Consider the following 18,339-nt stretch of genomic DNA (forward strand, 5'->3'; position numbering starts at 1 on the left):
TTTCTGTATTTTTATAGGAAAAATGAATAAGGAGAAATGGCCAAATTAAATCCTGTTTACAAAATGAAATAATTCAGAAGTAAACCTTATTTAATGGTACAATAGAAAAAGAAATTAGAGAGAAAAGGGAGCGTATTTATGTCTATTTTAGTATTAGGTGGCGCAGGCTACATCGGCTCACATGCCGTCGATCAATTAATTTCAAAAGGCTATACCGTTGTGGTTGTTGATAATTTATTAACAGGGCATCGTTCAGCAGTTCATGAACAAGCGACTTTCTATGAAGGCGATATTCGTGATAAAGCTTTTTTACGTAGTGTCTTTGAAAAAGAATCAATTGAAGGGGTGTTGCACTTTGCGGCCAATTCTTTAGTAGGAGAATCCGTGGAGAAACCGTTAATGTATTTCAATAACAATGTTCACGGCACTCAAATTGCCTTGGAAGTCATGCAAGAATTCGGAGTGAAACATATTGTTTTTTCTTCCACAGCGGCCACTTATGGCGAACCAAAAGCAATGCCTATTACAGAAGAAACCCCAACGAATCCTAAAAACCCGTATGGGGAAAGTAAATTAATGATGGAAAAAATCATGAAATGGTGCGACAACGCTTATGGAATGAAATATGTTGCTTTGCGTTATTTTAATGTTGCAGGAGCAAAAAAAGATGCCTCAATTGGTGAGGATCACACGCCAGAAACGCATATTGTGCCAATTATTTTACAAGTGGCATTAGGCCAACGAGCAGAGCTAAGTATTTTTGGGGATGATTATGATACACCAGATGGCACGTGCATTCGAGATTATGTTTATATTGAAGACTTGATTGCAGCACATATTTTGGCTTTAGAATACTTGAAAAATGGCGGCGAAAGTGACGTCTTTAACCTGGGTAGCAACAACGGCTATTCTGTTAAAGAAATGTTAGATGCTGCTCGCGAAGTGACAGGTCAAGAAATCCCTGCGACAATCGCGCCACGCCGAGCAGGGGATCCTAGTACGTTAATTGCTTCTAGTGAAAAAGCCAAACGAGTTTTAGGCTGGCAACCAGAAGTAACTGAGGTCAAGGACATTATCGCCACCGCTTGGCAATGGCACCAAGCTCATCCACATGGATATCAAGAAAAGTAATAGGAGGAATGAATCGATGACCACGAGTCAAATGATTGCCGATTTTACCACACTTGCTATTCAAGCAGGTGGTTGGATGGAGTTGGATCGCTTATATCTTCAGAACCGTTTATTATCAATGATTGGTGAACAAGAATTAGGCGAAGTAGACATACGGCCTGTGGCAACACCCGCCGCTGATTTGGCGGAACAATTGTGTCAAATTGCGAGTGCCAACCAACTTGTAAAAACAGAGCAACAAAAAGAACAGTTCATGGTGCAATTGATGGATTTGTTGACACCGCCACCTTCTGTGGTTAATGCTTTTTTTGCACAACATTATGCCAAAGAGCCACAAGAGGCTACCGAGTATTTTTACCAACTTTGTCAAAAAAACGGTACGGTCATTGAACAGGAAAAACCTGTTGTTTTTTCAACAGTCTATGGTGATTTTTTAGCAAATAAGGTCCACAGTGAGGCGCCAAAAGCAACGCTCTCTGCACAAAGCTATCCCCGCTGTGAATGGTGCATGGCAACAGAAGGCTACCAGGGAAGTCAGCAATTTCCTGCGACTACGAACCATCGAGTGATTCGAATGAACTTAGATGGCGAAAGCTGGGGGTTTTCCTTTGTAAAACAGGCACAATATCAGCAACAAGGTGTGATTGCGTTTGAAAAACATCAGGCAGCGAAACGTTCAGTTAAGACTTTTCAGCAATTGTTGAAAATTGTTGAGGTCTTTCCTCATTATTTTGCTGGGATTGATGCTGACTTTGAACAAAATGAGCATGTCTATTATCAAACGGGTTTGCAACAATTTCCATTAGCCGAAGCGAGCATTTCAGAATATGTTGAGTTAGCTAACTATCCTTTAATCAACGCAGGAATGGTGAATTGGCCAGTTGCGACATTTCGCTTAGAGGGACCGAATGCGTCAGAAGTTGCCCAAGCCGCAAATGATATTTTTGAGCAGTGGCAAATGCTAAAACTGCCAACGGATGAGATACAAATCGTTGCCCGACGAAAAGAACTTTTATATGTCATGGACTTAATTTTTAGTCGACCTCAAGCAAAGCCTTCGTTAACGTTAGCGGAAGTCCAAGGTTTAACGACTTGGAGCAATCAGAAAACGCAGGCGCTTGAAACTGTCGCTTCAGCGTATCAACAGCGACTAAAAGAAGCCAGTGCGTTTGCAGAAACAAGTGAAGGAAAAGCGGCTTTTTTAGCAATGGTTGCACCAGTGACTCGTTAAAAGAAAAAAGATGCCGAATGATTAAAAATCACGTATAATAGATAAGAATGAAAAATAAGGGAGGGTAAAAAATGGCTTATCAAGCACTTTATCGGGTCTGGCGTTCACAACGTTTCGATGACGTAGTAGGACAAAAAGCAATTACTCAGACACTGAAAAATGCGATAGTGCAAAAGAAAACATCTCATGCCTATTTATTTACTGGCCCTCGTGGTACAGGTAAAACCAGTGCCGCAAAAATTTTTGCTAAAGCGATTAACTGTAAACATAGTCAAGATGGTGAACCTTGTAATGTTTGTGAAACCTGTGTAGCCATTACGGAAGGTCGTTTAAATGATGTCATTGAAATTGATGCGGCGAGTAATAATGGCGTGGAAGAAATCCGTGATATTCGTGATAAAGCAAAGTATGCACCGACACAAGCCGAGTACAAAGTTTATATTATTGATGAAGTTCATATGCTATCAACAGGCGCGTTCAATGCACTTTTAAAAACCTTGGAAGAACCGCCACAAAATGTTATTTTTATCTTAGCAACGACTGAACCACACAAGATTCCGTTAACGATTATCTCACGGACGCAACGCTTTGATTTTAAGCGAATTAGTACGCAAGATATCGTCGATCATATGGCCCATATCATGCAGGAAATGGCTCTCGATTATGAGGAACAAGCCCTTTATGTGATTGGGCGTGCTGCGGAAGGTGGGATGCGAGATGCCTTGAGTATCTTGGATCAAACGATTTCCTTTAGTGATGAAAAAGTAACACTGGAAGATGCAATGCAAGTGACAGGCAGCCTAACCTATGAAATGATGGATCATTATATTCAGTGTTGTGTCGCCGGTGATGTTGAACGAGCATTAGAAGGCTTGGAAAGTATTTTAGGCGAAGGCAAAGAAGCGCGCCGTTTCTTAGAAGATTTGTTATTATATTGTCGAGATTTACTGATGTATCAGCAAGCACCGAAGTTATTAGCAGAAAAAGCAGGAACTTTGACAGAAGCATTTAAGGAACTAGCTACACAAACGCCTGCTGAAAAAATCTACCAACTAATCCAAATTTTAAGTGACACACAAAATGAGATCCGCTTTACCAACAATGCGAATATCTATCTGGAAGTAGCCACTGTCAAATTAGCTAAAACGGTGCAACCCAATAAACACAACACGCCAGAAACAACTAATCAAGATGGTAGTGCAGAGGGAAATCCAGAATTAGCAGATTTACAAAATCAAATCGGGCAACTGAAGAAAGAACTGGCTGAATTAAAGAAACACGGTGTAGCTGCTAAAGAAGCAGATGCGCCACGTCAACAAGCACGACCACAAGCGCCAAAAAGTTCGTTCCGTGTACCCACAGAACGGGTATATCAAGTCTTAAACGAAGCGACTAGAACACATTTAATGAATGTGAAAAATGTTTGGGAAGACTTACTGCAAACATTATCTGTGACTCAACGAGCGATGCTAAAGGCTAGTGAACCTGTCGCAGCGAGTCCTAAGGGGATCGTGGTGGCATTTGACTATGAGATTGTTTGTGCTCGTGCAACAGACGATGAAGAGATGCAGTTAGCTTTCAATAATAATTTAAGCCGTTTGATGGACTATACACCAGAGATGGTCTGCATTACTAGAGAAAGCTGGCCAAAACTAAGACAAAGTTTTATTAACCAAAATCAGGGCAGTTTGAATCATTCTGAACCTGAAAATGAAATGGCTCGTCTAGCGGACGAACCGCCTGTAACAAATGAACATTCACAAGAAAATCCAGTAGTAGATGAAGCAATCGCTATGTTTGGTGAAGAGCTTGTCGAAGTACTAGATGATTAATACGAAGGAGTAGAGGAATTATGATGCGAGGAATGGGCAACATGCAAGGCATGATGAAACAAGTACAAAAAATGCAAAAAGAAATGGCTAAAGCGCAAGAAGCGCTAAATGAAAAAGAATTTATCGGTGAAGCAACCAATCAACTTGTGACAGCGACCTTTACTGGTGATCGCACAATGAAAGATTTGACCATTAAAGAAGACGTGGTTGATCCTGAAGACGTTGATATGTTACAAGATTTAGTCATTATGGCTGTCAACGATGCGTTAGTAAAAATTGAAAAAGAAACCGAAGCAACTTTAGGTAAATACACCAAAGGAATGCCAGGATTCTAAAAAATAAGACAAACGAGAGTATGAAAAACGTCATGCCCAAAAAATCGAACTTTTTGGGCATGACGTTTTTTCTGTTTTTGTGGGAAAACTCTTTGGCAATTTTAGTAGTCGCTTCCAAAAAACTATGCTATACTAAAGCCAATTGAAGAGAAACATTTGGGGTGCTATTAGCTGAGATTATACCCATGGAACCTGAAACAGTTAGGACTGGCGCAGGGAAATGTCTTGAAATTTTGACCGATTATTGCACCCAACTACGTTTATTTGTGGTTGGGTTTTTCTGTCTTTTTCAGTCGCGCCTCCTTTTGCTTCTCGCAGAAAGGAGTTTTTTTACGTGGAAAAAAATCGAATCCACAGAGTTACGTTACTAGCTTTAATGATTGCGATGGACGTCGTATTATCACCGTTAATGCGAATTGAGGGAATGGCCCCTATGTCCAGTGTCATGAACATTATTGCCGGAGTTTTATTAGGTCCTCTTTACGGAACGCTCATGGCACTTGTCTGCGGCTTAATCCGTATGACATTCTTAGGTATTCCGCCATTAGCGTTAACAGGTGCCGTCTTTGGCGCATTTTTTGCTGGTTTATTTTATCAATGGGGACAAAAATTAGGCTGGTCGATGCTAGGGGAAATTTTTGGTACAGGCATCATTGGCTCGTTATTGTCCTATCCTGTAATGGTTTGGTTTACTGGCAGTAAGCAGAATTTTTATTGGTTCATTTATACACCACGATTTATTGGTGCCACACTGATTGGTTCAGTGATTGCTTGGCTTGTCTTAGTAAAACTGAAAGAAACTCGGGTATTTAAACAAACACAGGAATTATTTTTGGGAGGGTACTTTTATGAAAACAAGCGTTAAGTTTGAAACGATTTTTCCACTGACAACGGCACCATTAATTCAGTGCATTACGAATGAAATTACGTGTGAGTCTATGGCGAATGCATTACTTTATATTGATGCTAAGCCCATTATGGCAGATGATCCCCGGGAATTTCCGCAGTTGTTTCAGCAAACCAGTGCTTTGGTTTTGAATTTAGGCCATTTATCACAAGAACGAGAGCAAAGCTTGTTAGCAGCTAGTGATTATGCTCGGCAAGTGAATAAACCGACCGTAGTCGATTTAGTCGGTTATGGCGCCAGTGATATTCGAAATGAAGTCGGGGAAAAGCTTGTGCACAATCAGCCAACCGTTGTGAAAGGGAATCTTTCAGAAATGCGGACTTTTTGCCAGTTGGTGAGTCATGGCCGAGGAGTGGATGGCAGCCCTTTGGATCAAAGTGAAGAAGCAATTGAGGAACTGATTCAGGCTTTACGTCAACAAACACAAAAGTTTCCCCAGACGGTATTTTTAGCAACAGGGATTCAAGATGTTTTGGTTAGCCAAGAGCAAGTGATTGTCTTACAAAATGGCGTTCCTGAGTTGGATTGTTTCACTGGCACGGGCGATTTAGTCGGCGCATTAGTTGCCGCTTTATTAGGTGAAGGCAACGCGCCAATGACTGCGGCAGTAGCCGCAGTGAGCTATTTTAATCTTTGCGGAGAAAAAGCCAAGACTAAGAGCCAAGGGCTGGCCGATTTTCGCCAAAATACGTTAAATCAGTTATCTCTTTTAATGAAGGAGAAGGATTGGTTTGAGGCGGTGAAAGGACGAGTGCTATGAGAGAGCAATTGAAAGTTTATTTGGTGACAGGCCGGTATGATTTTAGTGATACTGAATTTTTAAAACGAATTGAAACTGCTTGTCGCAGTGGAGTGACATTGGTCCAACTGCGTGAAAAGGAAGTGTCAACACGGCGCTTTTACGAATTAGCAGTGAAAGTTAAAGCGGTAACAGATGCGTATCAGATTCCGTTGATTATTAATGATCGTGTCGATATTTGCTTGGCAGTGGATGCGGCAGGTGTGCATATAGGGGATGATGAATTACCGGTTGCTCTTGTGCGAAAACTGGTTGGGTCCACAAAAATCGTAGGTGTTTCAGCCAAAACGGTGGCACGAGGAGTTGAAGCGGAAAACGAGGGCGCCGATTATTTAGGCGTGGGCGCAATTTTTCCCACAACGACTAAGGACAGTCCGTTAACTTCTTTGCAGACACTTTCTGAAATTGCTGCAGCAGTCACGATTCCTGTTGTGGCGATTGGTGGGATCAAAGAAGAAAATATAGAACAACTTATGGGAACGGGAGTGGCTGGTGTTTCACTGGTCAGTGAAATTATGCTGGCTGAACAGATAACCGAGAAAGTTCAAGGGTTGATGCGTGTAACGGAGCGAATGTTGGAGGCGAGAAAATGACCGAATGTAATTTGACCCCACAAGTAGTCACGATTGCTGGTTCTGATTCTGGTGGGGGAGCTGGCATGCAAGCAGATTTAAAAACATTTCAAGCACGGCAGGCATTTGGCTTAAATATTGTCATTGCATTGACGGCACAAAATACGTATGGCGTGCAAGATAGCTTACCGATTCCTAGTTCATTTATTGATGCACAATTTCAATCACTGGCGGCTGATTTTAAAATTGGGGCAGCGAAAACGGGGATGTTAGCAGATAGTGAGCGTGTCGAAGCTGTTGTTCGCAATTTGCAGAAAGTTGATTTTGGTCCGTTGATTGTCGATCCTGTAATGGTAGCTAAAGGTGGACATCATTTGTTAGAAGCCGAGGCAGTTCAAACAATTAAAGAGCAACTGTTGCCATTAGCAACGGTCGTGACACCTAATTTACCAGAAGCGGAAGTTTTACTAGAGACGACCATCAAGACAGAACAAGAAATGCAGACCGCAGCAAAAAAATTACAGCAATTGGGCACAAAAAATATTATTATGAAAGGCGGACATAGCACAAATCAACAAGCGGCTGATTATGTGTTAATGGAAGACGGTTCGAGCTTTTGGCTAAGTGCACCACGAATTGTAACGAAAAATACTCATGGAACAGGAGATACTTTTTCAGCGTGTATCGCAGCCGAATTAGCAAAAGGCACGCCGTTAGAAGCGGCGATTGTGATTGGCAAACAGTTTATACAAGGGGCCATTAGCCAAGCAATTTCTGTTGGACATGGCCACGGACCTACTAATCATTGGGCCCAATTAACGCAAGATATTCAAGTTATTAAAGCATAAGAAGAGCCTGGGGAAAAATCTAAAATGATTTTTCCCCAGGCTTTAAATAGCTTAAAGTTCCCTCTTAATATAGTTTATAAACGTTTTGTTCAATAATCTTCACATTTTAAATAAATTTCTTGGCCTTGTTCTTGCAAATGAGCCACGTGGGATTCTCCCCAATTACATAAGTTATCTAAGACAGCAGAGAGGCTTTGACCATAATCGCTTAAATAATATTCGACTTTTGGTGGAACTTGGTTGTAAACTTTTCGCTCGATAATGTTGTCTTCTTCGAGTTCCCGTAATTGTTGTGTCAGCATTTTTTGACTAATGCCAGTAATACCGCGTTTTAAATCGCTGGGGCGCATGGCGCCGTGCCGTAAATTACACAGAATAATTGGTTTCCATTTACCGCCAATAACATCCATCGTTGCTTCGACACCAATCGCATATGTACGAGTTTCCAAAAAACATTCCTCCTTAATAGGTTGATAATAAACAAAAGTTACTAAAAGGTACCTATGATACAAAAAAGTAGGTACTTATCAAAAATTCAATCTTAGTATATAGTAATTTTTGTTGAAATTCAAATGTTTTTTTAGGAGGAAGAGAATGGAAAAGAAAATTTCACCAAATTTAACGCTCTTTACATTAGCTATCAATGCTTTCGCAATCGGTTCAACAGAATTTATTAGTGTGGGTTTATTACCAATGATTGTTAAAAGTTTTCATATTAGTCTTTCCCAAGCAGGTTTGACTGTTTCTTTATACGCTTTAGGTGTGACGATTGGGGCGCCGTTATTAACAATTTTGACAGGAAAATGGAATCGTCGCTCATTAATGCTAGGGATTATGATTCTTTTCATTAGTGGGAATTTAATTGCTGCATTTGCGCCAACGTTTATTATTTTATTGGTAGGGCGGATACTTTCTGCATTGGCGCATGGTATTTTCATGTCTGTTTCGACTGTCATCGCCGCAGATGTTGTGCCGCCGTCACGTCGAGCCAGTACCATTGCTATTATGTTTACGGGCTTAACGGTTGCAACAGTGACTGGCGTACCTTTAGGGACGTTTATTGGGCAACAAACAGCTTGGCATATGTCCTTTCTTTTTATAGCCAGTATTGGCTTGGTGGGACTGATTGCTAGTTATTTTTTAGTTCCCAAAAATTTACCGATACCAGGGAAGGTTGACTTAAAAGGAATCACGCGGATTTTTACGAACAAACCCCTCGTTTTATCTTTTCTAATTACTGCTTTTGGTTATGGTGGAACGTTTGCTGCATATACGTACTTGTCACCGTTATTGGAAAATTTAGGCTTTTCAGCCAACGCGGTAGTGATTATTTTAGTTGTTTATGGCGTAATGGTCGCAATTGGCAATACAGTAGGTGGTCACTGGGCAAATAAAAAACCTTTAGATTCGTTAGTAAAAATGTTTAGCTTATTAATTCTGTCCTTAGTCTTTTTATTTATTACTGTTTTAATGGATAACAGTCTTCTAGGCTTATTAGCAAGTTTGATGTTGGGTCTATTTGCCTTTATGAATGTACCTGGTTTACAACTATATGTTGTAGAATTAGCGGAAAAGTATGTTCCAGAAGATATCACTTTGGCCTCAGCTTTTAATATTGCAGCCTTTAATATTGGGATTACCGTTGGCTCAATGACAGGTGGGGTGGTCACAGATCATTTATCAGTAACATATACACCGATTTTTGGTGGTTTTATCGTGCTAATTGCTGTCTTGTTCGTACTTTATATTCGGAAGCAAGAAGAACAAAAAAACAACTATCTTTAGAAAACTAAAAAAAGCAGCTGGTCACTGACCAGCTGCTTTTTTTTAAGCTTTTTTGCGGAAATAATTCCAGCAAGCAATTAAAACAATTACTAATAAGGTTAACAAGAAAATCAGAGAAATGAGGGAGCCCATCGTTGTCCCCTGAGCAAAATTATCTGCGTGGTCTTGAGCGATATTAATAATCGTCGCTACAATGGCCGTCGCAATAGCGCCAGAAAATTGTTGAAGTGTATTAAATAACGTATTGCCGTCGCCAAAATCTTTCTCCTCTAACAAGCTCATACCAGTCGTCATCATATTACTGTATGCAAAACCTAGACCAATCATATAGGTAACATGTCCAGCAACGAATCCTAATAAAACAGGCATCTCTAGTAAAATTGTTAAAGCTAGCCAACCGATTGTCGCCAAACTTAAGCCAAATAATATAGGTTTTTTAGCGCCGTATTGATCCAACACTCGTCCAGAAAGTGGTGCCAAAATGGCCCCGACTGTAGCACCTGGCAGCATGACTAGCCCAGCTACAAACGCATTTTTTCCAAGGACGATTTGAACAAAGTTTGGTAAGACAAAGGAAATACCTAACAATAAGAATTGACAAACTAAAAAGCCACATAAAAATAAAACAAAGGCGGGATTTTTTAAAATTGTCAAACGAACTAGTGGCTGTTCAGCGGTTGTTGCTCGTTTATAAAAAATAACAAAGCCAATAACGGCTGCCAGAAGTGAAAGCCAGCCAAACAATGTGCCAATTTTACTTAAAAACATCAACAAACCACTAAATAACAGGGCAATACCAATTAAACTAACCAAGTCAAGAGTGGTGGTTTTTTTAACAGGTATTTCTGGAATAGCAGATAATCCCATAAACAAAGAAAGTAGTAAAACAGGAATTAAGAATAAAAAGATGGCGTGCCAAGATAGGGAAGATGTTAAGATTCCACCATACGTTGGACCAATGGCTGGAGCAATTGAAGTGGTCAATGTGCCTACCCCCATCATCGTTCCTCGTTTTTCCAGCGGAGTAAAGTTCAAAATAATATGAAACATCAGTGGCAAAGCAATCCCAGTGCTAGCCCCTTGGAAGAGTCGGCCTAATAACAAGATACTGAAAGATGGCGAATAGACATCAATCGCTAAACCAATCAAAAAGAAAAGATTCGCAACGATAAATAAGCGTCTTAGCGAATAGGTTTTTAATAAATAATTGGATAAGGGCACCATGATAGAAATAACTAATAAATAAATCGTTGTCACCCACTGCACGGTACCGGTGGAAACACCAAATTCCTTTGTTAATGTCGGAAAGGTTACATTCATTGCTGTTTCAATTAATACGCCAGCAAAAGACATAATTCCTGTCGCTAAAACGGCAGGGAATAATCGTACGTTTTTTTGTTCCATTTAATCACCTCTATAGTTTTCATTTTTTCGTAAAAAAATAGAAGCAGTTTCTATAATAATAGAAACCGCCTCTCTCTCGACACGCAACTTGCGTGTTATCTGTACGATTTGTTTACATGTTGCATTGTAAACAGTTTTTAGGCAATCGTCAAGCAGAAAATAATTAACGTTGCATGAAGAAACTAATAATTGCAAAAATAGCAATGTGAGCTGGATAGAAAATATAAAAGAAATTCCGCATGCCACGGCCTTTTTCACCATTATAAAGAACAATTGGAATCGCTGCTAAAATCATCATCCATTGGTGGTTCACCCCGAATAGTTCTTGGAAATTATAGCTGGCTGCTGAAATCAACGCAACAACGCCAATCGCTGAAATTTGTAACCATTTTTTGCCATGGAATAAATAAAAAGCCACGGCCAAGAGAACAAATAAAAAACCACCTTCTGTCATCATTAGTGATGGCACAATCAGATTGAAAAGTTGGAAACCAATTAAGATAGCAGGGTTGCTTAATATGTCTGGAGAACTAAAAACAACGAGAGGTAGAGCACTGATTAATAAAGGCACAATAAACCAAAGAAGCCCTTTACCAATTTGTTTTTGTTTAAAATAGTCCATAGACTGCATGTAGACCGTACCTAAAAATAACGTCCCAAAAATATTATTGATAATTAAGCCACCTGTTGAAAAATACGCATTTAAAATGCCGTTCAGAATCCCCATAATCCAGAAGCCTAACAATAACCGGAACATGTATTTTCGCCGATTGCTTGTGTGAATGAAGCCTTCAGAACTTTCAAATAAGAAAATAGGTGCAGCAATTCGTCCAATCCATCCGAACCAACCAGGCACGCCTAAAAAACTAAAAAATTGCAATAGATGGTCAAAGACCATTGAAATAACCCCAATGACTTTCAAATGAAAGCCAGTTAATGTTTTACCCATAGTATAAACGCCTCTCTTTCATAAAGAACAATATAACAAAGTTCATAAAAACCAACCATTTATTTGCCTAACAGTTATCTTACAAAATTGTTTGATTTCTTCAGCTTTTGATGAAAGAAAAAAGTGCCAAGACTAGTTTTTATAATTATTCTATGCTATAGTAAAAGTACATTTTAATAAAAAACATTTGGGGTGCTGTTATGGCTGAGATGATACCCATTGAACCTGATGCAGTTAGTACTGTCGCAGGGAAATGCCGATTTACTTTGATTTTTCACGCACTCATTCTGTCCTAGGATGAGTGTGTTTTCTTTTATCAGGGTTTATTTAAGTCACTCCTTTTGCTTTTTGTTAAGAGAAAGGAGTTTTTTTATTGAAAAAATGGTCATTGCAACAAGTCGTCTTACTCGCTTTTTTAGCCTTTTTGTTTGGCGGTGTTTTTATGGGGGCAGGGTTCCTCTATGCGTTATTGAATGCTGCGCTGTTACCATTAGGACTGAGTCCATTTGCCAATGAGCTTTTATTTGGAATGTGGACCATGGTGGCACCAATTGCAGCGATGCTGATTCCACGAGCGGGAAGTGCTGTTTTGGCGGAAGTTTTAGCCGCTTTGGCAGAAATGCTTTATGGTTCGTATTTCGGACCTAGTGTATTAATTTCTGGTGTGATTCAAGGCCTAGGTAGTGAAAGTGGCTTTTTTGTGACACGCTACAAACGGTACGATACACTTACGTTATTTTATAGTGCGATTGGGACGACTATTTTTAGTTATGTGTATGAATACTTTAAGTTTGGTTATGGCAATTACGGTCTGGGGATGAACATTGCTTTAATTAGCGTTCGGTTCGTTTCTATTTGTTTCTTTGGTATTTTCTTAACGAAAGTTATTTTACGAATGTATCAGTCTGCGCAAGGGTTAGCTGTGAAGGCAAAATGAATAGTATCCAATTAAAAGCTGTGTCCTTTTCACGAGAACAACCCTTGTTTGAAAAGACAAATTTAGCAATTCCTCAAGGAACGTTTTCCTTATTAATTGGCGATAGTGGTAGTGGAAAATCAACGCTCTTACGATTGATTGCCGGATTTGCTCCGCTTGATTACCAAGGAGAAATTTTGATTGAAGGAATGGAACGCCGACAATTATCAACTCGTGAAAAGGCGCAAAAAATTGGCATGCTGTTTCAAAACCCCAGTCAGCAATTTACAATGAAAACCTTGGAACGAGAACTGATTTTTGCTTTAGAAAATCTAGGAATCTCGCCTGAAGAAATGAACCGAAAAATCCAAACAGCGCTTCAACTTGTTCAGACTCAAGCCTTATTCACACGAGAATTAGCGACGTTATCTGGTGGTGAAAAACAAAAAGCGGCGTTGACAGTTCTGCTAGCAATGAACCCAGATATTCTTTTATTAGATGAACCTTTTGCAAGCATTGATCCAACCTCTCGAAAACAATTTATTCAAATTTTAGCAAGACTCCATCAAGCAGGCAAAACGATTTTGGTGTGCGACCACGATTTCAACGATTACGCTGATGTTGTGGACCAAGTCGTCACGTTGAAAAATGGCCAGTTTGAAAAGCAACCGTTGACGTTTATCAAAACAAAATCGCAGACATTTCAGCTTACAACTTCTGTGGTAAAACAACCAATGCTCCAATTGAAAAATTTTCGTTTGTCTCAGGGAAAACGAGTGCTAATTGAAGAAAAAGAAGCGCTTTTTTTTAAAGGAATTACCACGTTGACGGGGCCAAATGGGGCGGGGAAATCCACCTTATTAAAAGCCATCGTTCAGAGACAAAAATATCAAGGGAAAATGTTCTTGGCGGGCCGCCGCTTGCGGGCTTCAAAAAAGTTGTATCAACACATGACATTAGCGGTGCAACAAGCCAATCGTCAGTTTGTCACGTTGACTTTACGAGAAGAGCTTTTGTTTGGTCAGAACATGACAGCAGAAAAAAGAAGAAAACAAGAGGAAGCCTTAACTTTTTTAGGTTTAAAAGAAAAACTAGAGCACAGTGTTTTTCAACTAAGTGAAGGGCAAAAAAAGATGGTGCAATTAATTAGTTTGCTGAGCTTAGATTTGGACTGTTTACTTTTAGATGAACCTTTTGCTGGATTAGATGAGCGAGCATGCAATTATTTTGTTGAATGGATCAAAGAAAAAAGTGCGCAACAAGATTTTCTAATCGTCACGCATCGGCTAGAACCTCTCTCTGGCGTGAGCAATTACCGAATAGAATTGCTGCAGCAACAACTGATTATCTGGCAGGAGGGAACCACATGCAAATAAAGCAAACAAATGCAGCAATTTATGCTTCTTTGATTCTTATTCTGACCTTTGAATTATCTTTTTCTCAGTCAATTTTGGCAAATTTGGCGGTTTTTATGGGTTGTATCATTTTTTTAATAGGCCAGCGAAAATCCCGCTTACTGCTTTGGTTATTTTTCTTGCCACTTTTACCAGCAATCGGGACGTTTTGGTCTATTTATTTGCATGGTACGAGTAGTCAACAAGCCTGGCTTTTGTTTAGTCGAACGTATGCCTTTGCCGGTTTAGGACTAGCTTTTGCTGTAGGCGTTGATTTTGAAGAATTATTGTTGTTATTGGAACAAAAGGGGCTAGCACCAAACTTTGTTTATGGAATTTTAGTGGTGGTTCACGCCTTACCGGAAGTGAAAAGAGAAATTAATGATTTAAAAGAAGCAAGCCTACTCCGTGGCAAAACGTTTCATTTTTGGTCGCCGATGCTTTATGTTAAAACACTCCTCGTCGCTGTTTCTTGGCGAGATAAATATACTGAAGCAATGTCTGCCCATGGCTATGAAGAAGGAGCCACCAGAAGTCGAAAAGAGCATTTTGTGTCAGCAAAAGTCAGTCTGGGGCTTGCTATTTTGATCATCATTTTTACAAATTTGTTTATTTTTCTAACGTAAAGGAGAAACCTATGACATTTACAGAACAAGCCAAAGATCAAGCGCAAGCTTCTTGGCAAGGGAGTTTTCAGCATCCTTTTATCACAGAATTACATGAAGGAACCTTGAGTCCAACGATTTTTCGCTACTATTTAATTCAAGATCATTACTATTTAAAACACTTTAGTCAACTTTATCGCTTGATTGCGGCACAAACGCAACAACCTCGATTGAAAAAATTACTCTTAACAAATGCGGAAAATCTCGCGTTGGGCGAATTAGCTATTCGTGAAACTTTTTTTGAAGAACTAGCAATTACGGAAGAAGAAGTTGCAGCGACACCGATTGCACCAACCGCTTATCACTATGTTTCTCATATGTATCGCCAACTTATTGAAGGAACGCCTAAGACGGCCGCAGCAAGTATGTTGCCTTGTTCTTGGCTCTATCAAGAAATTGGTGCACAGTTAGTCAAACAACACTCACCAGAGCCACTGTACCAACGTTGGATTGAAACCTATGCTGGGGAGGAAGCGTACCAACACGTCCAAGAGGAACGCCAACTGTTAGACCAATTATATGAAGAAAGTTCACCACAAGAACAAGCAGCTATGATCACCGCTTTTGTTATCAGCAGTGAGATGGAATACGCTTTTTGGGAAATGGCCTATACACACGAAACCTGGATTGGTTAATACAAAAGCAAGTCGTTTAGTGCTCGTAACTAACGACTTGTTTTTGTATTAGAAAGCAGTAATTGTCAGTTGCTTTTTTGACAGGTCGTGATAAGATATTCAGTGACGCAAAATCTGTTGTAACTCGCTCAGTAATAACAGAAACGCCTTGCTAAGAAAGGACTGTAGAAGCCTCATGAATTATCCAGAACCGATTGCAAAATTGATTGAAAGTTATATGAAATTACCAGGAATTGGTCAAAAAACAGCGACACGGCTTGCTTTTTATACAATTGATATGAAAGAAGAAGATGCTAATGCTTTTGCAAAAGCGCTAATTAGTGTCAAGAGAGATCTCCATTTCTGTAGTATTTGCGGAAATATTACTGAAGAAGATCCTTGTGAAATTTGCCAAGATAAAAATCGTGACCGTAGTATTATTTTAGTAGTGGAAGAACCAAAAGACGTTATGGCAATGGAAAAAATGCGTGAATATCAAGGCTTGTATCACGTACTCCACGGGGTGCTTTCACCGATGGAAGGAACAGGACCAGAAGATATTAATATTGCCTCTTTGATCAAACGATTGCACGATGATGAAGTGAAAGAGGTCATTATAGCAACCAACGCTACCACTGAAGGAGAAGCGACGGCGATGTATTTATCACGGCTCATTAAACCAGCTGGAATCACCGTTACTCGTTTGGCACACGGCTTGTCTGTCGGCAGCGATATTGAATATGCAGACGAAATAACCTTGCTAAAAGCAGTCGAAGGGCGTCGAGAAATTTAAAAGAAACATCGTTGGAAAAAGAAGTTGAAATCGAAGTAGGTCGTTTCTGTGAGAAAATGTCGCAGTTCAAGCTTTTCCGTACTTCTTTTTCAGTTTCTTTTTTTCAGCGGATGCATCACTTTAAATAGGACGTAAGGATTTCAATTAGACTGATAGAGCAAGATGAAGTATAATAGATACAAGTAAAAATTGATTGGAGTTTTCGCACGTGCAGGGTATTTTTATCACATTTGAAGGTCCAGATGGCGCTGGCAAAACCAGTGTTTTGAAGGAAGTTTCTGAAAGATTAGCTAAAGAGTCAAAACGAAAAATTGTCACTACAAGAGAACCAGGCGGCATACCGATTGCCGAAAAGATTCGAACAGTTATTTTAGATCCAAGAAATGACAGAATGGATGAGCGAACAGAAGCTTTACTTTACGCAGCTGCTCGTCGTCAACATTTAGTGGAAAAAATCTTGCCAGCTTTGGAAGCGGGTCATTTAGTCCTATGTGATCGTTTTGTTGACAGCTCATTAGCCTACCAAGGCGCTGGGCGTAGAATTGGGATTGCACCCATTGCTTCAATTAATGCGTTTGCGACAGAAGGTGTCTCACCAGATTTTACAATTTATTTAGACGTTGACTCAGATACTGGCTTACGGCGGATTCAAGAAAATCGAACACAGCAAATTGATCGCTTAGATTCAGAAGGATTAGAATTTCATCAACGTGTTCGTCATGAATATTTGAAATTAGCAGAAGAAAATCCACAACGTATCAAAAAGATTGATGCACGGATGAGTTTAGAACTTGTCGTAGAAGCAACGTATCAGGCGATTATTGAACGTTATCCAGAAAACTTTTAATTATAGGAAGGTGTAGACCATGAAGATTATTTTAGCCATTGTACAAGACAAAGATAGTAACCGATTAGCCAACGAATTTATTGATGCCAATATTCGTGCTACAAAATTATCCTCAACAGGTGGATTCTTAAAAGCGGGAAACAGCACATTTATTATTGGGATTGATGATGAACGTGTCGACGAAACATTAGCTTTAATTAAAGAAACATGTCAATCAAGAAAACAATATGTTTCAACACCTGTGACTTTAGATATCACAATGGATGGCCAAATTCCTTATCCTGTGGAAGTTGAAGTAGGCGGCGCTACTTGCTTCGTCTTACCAGTTGAAGGATTCCATCAATATTAAGATGAATGAAGCACAACAGCTACAGCAAATGCAACCTTTGCTGTACAAGCAACTCCAAAAAAGTTTTGAGCATGGTCGTCTTGCCCATGCTTATCTTTTTGAAGGAGATACAGGAACTGGAAAACAAGAATTTGGCTTATGGATGGCGAAACATGTCTTTTGTACGAATTTAGTAAATCAACAGCCTTGTAACGAATGCCATAATTGTGTGCGGATTAATGAAAATGAACATCCAGATGTTTTAAGAATTGCGCCAGATGGGCAAACCATCAAAGTGAACCAAATCCGTGAATTAAAAGCGGAGTTTTCTAAAAGTGGGGTCGAGACTGCTAAAAAAGTTTTCTTAATTCAAGAAGCAGATAAAATGAGTACCGGCGCAGCTAATAGTCTCTTAAAATTTTTAGAAGAACCAGAAGGACAAATTTTAGCTATTTTAGAAACCACTTCGCTCTCTCGAATTTTACCAACGATTCAATCACGATGCCAAACCTTACATTTTCAACCATTAGTCAAAAAAACATTAATTGATCGCTTAATCAAACAGGGGATTGGTGAAAAGACTGCAACCCTTTTAGCTGAGCTGACAAATAGTTTTGAGAAAGCAGTTGAAATCTCTCAAGATGAATGGTTTAATGAAGCTAGGGAAATCATTTTGCAATGGTTTAATTATCTAAAAAGTAATGATTTACAGGCATTTATCTACGTTCAGAAGAAAATGGTCAAAGTATTTAAGGAAAAAGAACAACAAGCGCTTAGCTTTGACTTGCTCATGGTTTATTACCGTCAATTATTGGAAGAAAGTGTTGCGACACAGCAAGCCAAAAAAGTAACGGAAGAGCAGGCGGAACGGTTGGCGCTAATTTTGAAAGCACGCCAAAAATGGACTGCCAATGTTAGTTGGCAAAATGTTTGTGAACAATTAGTTATCCAAATGATTCACCCTAAATCATAAAGGAAAAAAGTGCCAA

20 protein-coding genes and 2 riboswitches are annotated in these 18,339 nt (G+C 39.6%); of the genes, 17 read left to right on the top strand and 3 right to left on the bottom strand.

The annotated features are described in order from the left end of the window. The first annotated feature begins 138 nt into the window (after positions 1-138). The 8 genes from galE (at position 139) to thiD (ending at position 7,655) form a co-directional block, all read left to right on the top strand. A complete protein-coding gene (gene galE / locus IGI97_RS03295) occupies positions 139-1,131 on the top strand; it encodes a UDP-glucose 4-epimerase GalE (protein ID WP_010824854.1) in 993 nt (330 codons plus the stop codon). Next, complete coding sequence (locus tag IGI97_RS03300; protein ID WP_025193878.1) at positions 1,112-2,362, top strand: UDP-glucose--hexose-1-phosphate uridylyltransferase; 1,251 nt, start codon at positions 1,112-1,114, stop codon at positions 2,360-2,362. Before galE ends, IGI97_RS03300 begins: the two co-directional genes overlap by 20 nt. Before the next feature lie 71 nt (positions 2,363-2,433). Next, positions 2,434-4,194 (top strand): DNA polymerase III subunit gamma/tau, encoded by a 1,761-nt coding sequence (gene dnaX, locus IGI97_RS03305; RefSeq protein WP_438737980.1) that lies wholly within the window; start codon positions 2,434-2,436, stop codon positions 4,192-4,194. 20 nt (positions 4,195-4,214) lie between these two features. Beyond that, positions 4,215-4,529, top strand: coding sequence for a YbaB/EbfC family nucleoid-associated protein (locus tag IGI97_RS03310; RefSeq protein WP_002382484.1), 315 nt, complete (start codon positions 4,215-4,217; stop codon positions 4,527-4,529). A 147-nt stretch (positions 4,530-4,676) separates the two neighbouring features. Continuing rightward, positions 4,677-4,765, top strand: a riboswitch (TPP riboswitch). Between the two features lie 140 nt (positions 4,766-4,905). Next, positions 4,906-5,394 carry an energy coupling factor transporter S component ThiW gene (gene thiW, locus IGI97_RS03315; protein WP_002356342.1) on the top strand — a complete coding sequence of 163 codons (489 nt, stop codon included), beginning with the start codon at positions 4,906-4,908 and terminating at the stop codon, positions 5,392-5,394. After that, a complete protein-coding gene (locus IGI97_RS03320) occupies positions 5,378-6,196 on the top strand; it encodes a hydroxyethylthiazole kinase (protein ID WP_002397896.1) in 819 nt (272 codons plus the stop codon). The genes thiW and IGI97_RS03320 overlap by 17 nt, the downstream gene beginning before the upstream one ends. Next, positions 6,193-6,828: a thiamine phosphate synthase gene (gene thiE / locus IGI97_RS03325; protein WP_002368794.1), complete on the top strand. Its 636-nt coding sequence runs from the start codon at positions 6,193-6,195 to the stop codon at positions 6,826-6,828. Before IGI97_RS03320 ends, thiE begins: the two co-directional genes overlap by 4 nt. Beyond that, positions 6,825-7,655: a bifunctional hydroxymethylpyrimidine kinase/phosphomethylpyrimidine kinase gene (gene thiD / locus IGI97_RS03330; RefSeq protein ID WP_010712777.1), complete on the top strand. Its 831-nt coding sequence runs from the start codon at positions 6,825-6,827 to the stop codon at positions 7,653-7,655. Before thiE ends, thiD begins: the two co-directional genes overlap by 4 nt. Before the next feature lie 89 nt (positions 7,656-7,744). Here the strand turns inward: thiD and IGI97_RS03335 are convergent, their stop codons facing one another. Continuing rightward, positions 7,745-8,104 carry a winged helix-turn-helix transcriptional regulator gene (locus IGI97_RS03335; RefSeq protein ID WP_438737982.1) on the bottom strand — a complete coding sequence of 120 codons (360 nt, stop codon included), beginning with the start codon at positions 8,102-8,104 and terminating at the stop codon, positions 7,745-7,747. A 145-nt stretch (positions 8,105-8,249) separates the two neighbouring features. Between IGI97_RS03335 and IGI97_RS03340 the strand changes: the two genes are divergently transcribed. Then, the gene (locus tag IGI97_RS03340) at positions 8,250-9,440 is read left to right on the top strand and encodes an MFS transporter (protein ID WP_438737984.1); all 1,191 of its coding nucleotides are present in this window, start codon (positions 8,250-8,252) and stop codon (positions 9,438-9,440) included. Positions 9,441-9,482: 42 nt separating this feature from the next. Here the strand turns inward: IGI97_RS03340 and IGI97_RS03345 are convergent, their stop codons facing one another. Continuing rightward, positions 9,483-10,844, bottom strand: coding sequence for an MFS transporter (locus IGI97_RS03345; protein ID WP_002362334.1), 1,362 nt, complete (start codon positions 10,842-10,844; stop codon positions 9,483-9,485). A gap of 163 nt (positions 10,845-11,007) precedes the next feature. Further along, positions 11,008-11,793, bottom strand: a complete 786-nt coding sequence (locus IGI97_RS03350) for a TraX family protein (RefSeq protein ID WP_002362333.1) — start codon at positions 11,791-11,793, stop codon at positions 11,008-11,010. A gap of 178 nt (positions 11,794-11,971) precedes the next feature. Next, positions 11,972-12,062: riboswitch (TPP riboswitch) on the top strand. A gap of 104 nt (positions 12,063-12,166) precedes the next feature. Between IGI97_RS03350 and IGI97_RS03355 the strand changes: the two genes are divergently transcribed. The 8 genes from IGI97_RS03355 (at position 12,167) to holB (ending at position 18,323) form a co-directional block, all read left to right on the top strand. Continuing rightward, complete coding sequence (locus IGI97_RS03355; protein WP_002359429.1) at positions 12,167-12,730, top strand: ECF transporter S component; 564 nt, start codon at positions 12,167-12,169, stop codon at positions 12,728-12,730. Next, positions 12,727-14,085, top strand: coding sequence for an ABC transporter ATP-binding protein (locus tag IGI97_RS03360; protein WP_282897083.1), 1,359 nt, complete (start codon positions 12,727-12,729; stop codon positions 14,083-14,085). The genes IGI97_RS03355 and IGI97_RS03360 overlap by 4 nt, the downstream gene beginning before the upstream one ends. Further along, entirely contained in the window at positions 14,076-14,729 is a 654-nt protein-coding gene (locus IGI97_RS03365) for a CbiQ family ECF transporter T component (protein ID WP_002359432.1), read from the top strand. The genes IGI97_RS03360 and IGI97_RS03365 overlap by 10 nt, the downstream gene beginning before the upstream one ends. An 11-nt stretch (positions 14,730-14,740) precedes the next feature. Further along, positions 14,741-15,403 (top strand): thiaminase II, encoded by a 663-nt coding sequence (gene tenA / locus IGI97_RS03370; protein WP_002379778.1) that lies wholly within the window; start codon positions 14,741-14,743, stop codon positions 15,401-15,403. A 175-nt stretch (positions 15,404-15,578) separates the two neighbouring features. Further along, the gene (gene recR, locus IGI97_RS03375; protein WP_002356363.1) at positions 15,579-16,175 is read left to right on the top strand and encodes a recombination mediator RecR; all 597 of its coding nucleotides are present in this window, start codon (positions 15,579-15,581) and stop codon (positions 16,173-16,175) included. 208 nt (positions 16,176-16,383) lie between these two features. After that, positions 16,384-17,022: a dTMP kinase gene (gene tmk, locus IGI97_RS03380; RefSeq protein WP_002356366.1), complete on the top strand. Its 639-nt coding sequence runs from the start codon at positions 16,384-16,386 to the stop codon at positions 17,020-17,022. Between the two features lie 19 nt (positions 17,023-17,041). After that, positions 17,042-17,371: a cyclic-di-AMP receptor gene (locus IGI97_RS03385; protein ID WP_002356367.1), complete on the top strand. Its 330-nt coding sequence runs from the start codon at positions 17,042-17,044 to the stop codon at positions 17,369-17,371. 1 nt (position 17,372) lies between these two features. Then, complete coding sequence (holB, locus tag IGI97_RS03390) at positions 17,373-18,323, top strand: DNA polymerase III subunit delta' (protein WP_002384059.1); 951 nt, start codon at positions 17,373-17,375, stop codon at positions 18,321-18,323. Positions 18,324-18,339 lie beyond the last annotated feature (16 nt).

This window comes from Enterococcus sp. DIV2419, assembly GCF_051711865.1.
GTDB classification, from domain to species: domain Bacteria; phylum Bacillota; class Bacilli; order Lactobacillales; family Enterococcaceae; genus Enterococcus; species Enterococcus faecalis.

Excerpts from the sequence above, each read along its gene's own strand:
- IGI97_RS03310 (WP_002382484.1), top strand. The coding sequence starts at position 4,215 with ATGATGCGAGGAATGGGCAACATGCAAGGCATGATGAAACAAGTACAA.
- IGI97_RS03360 (WP_282897083.1), top strand. The coding sequence starts at position 12,727 with ATGAATAGTATCCAATTAAAAGCTGTGTCCTTTTCACGAGAACAACCC.
- IGI97_RS03385 (WP_002356367.1), top strand. The coding sequence starts at position 17,042 with ATGAAGATTATTTTAGCCATTGTACAAGACAAAGATAGTAACCGATTA.
- dnaX (WP_438737980.1), top strand. The coding sequence starts at position 2,434 with ATGGCTTATCAAGCACTTTATCGGGTCTGGCGTTCACAACGTTTCGAT.
- IGI97_RS03345 (WP_002362334.1), bottom strand. The coding sequence starts at position 10,844 with ATGGAACAAAAAAACGTACGATTATTCCCTGCCGTTTTAGCGACAGGA.
- thiE (WP_002368794.1), top strand. The coding sequence starts at position 6,193 with ATGAGAGAGCAATTGAAAGTTTATTTGGTGACAGGCCGGTATGATTTT.
- IGI97_RS03300 (WP_025193878.1), top strand. The coding sequence starts at position 1,112 with ATGGATATCAAGAAAAGTAATAGGAGGAATGAATCGATGACCACGAGT.
- IGI97_RS03365 (WP_002359432.1), top strand. The coding sequence starts at position 14,076 with ATGCAAATAAAGCAAACAAATGCAGCAATTTATGCTTCTTTGATTCTT.
- thiW (WP_002356342.1), top strand. The coding sequence starts at position 4,906 with ATGATTGCGATGGACGTCGTATTATCACCGTTAATGCGAATTGAGGGA.
- IGI97_RS03320 (WP_002397896.1), top strand. The coding sequence starts at position 5,378 with ATGAAAACAAGCGTTAAGTTTGAAACGATTTTTCCACTGACAACGGCA.
- IGI97_RS03350 (WP_002362333.1), bottom strand. The coding sequence starts at position 11,793 with ATGGGTAAAACATTAACTGGCTTTCATTTGAAAGTCATTGGGGTTATT.
- galE (WP_010824854.1), top strand. The coding sequence starts at position 139 with ATGTCTATTTTAGTATTAGGTGGCGCAGGCTACATCGGCTCACATGCC.
- holB (WP_002384059.1), top strand. The coding sequence starts at position 17,373 with ATGAATGAAGCACAACAGCTACAGCAAATGCAACCTTTGCTGTACAAG.
- IGI97_RS03340 (WP_438737984.1), top strand. The coding sequence starts at position 8,250 with ATGGAAAAGAAAATTTCACCAAATTTAACGCTCTTTACATTAGCTATC.
- recR (WP_002356363.1), top strand. The coding sequence starts at position 15,579 with ATGAATTATCCAGAACCGATTGCAAAATTGATTGAAAGTTATATGAAA.
- thiD (WP_010712777.1), top strand. The coding sequence starts at position 6,825 with ATGACCGAATGTAATTTGACCCCACAAGTAGTCACGATTGCTGGTTCT.
- tenA (WP_002379778.1), top strand. The coding sequence starts at position 14,741 with ATGACATTTACAGAACAAGCCAAAGATCAAGCGCAAGCTTCTTGGCAA.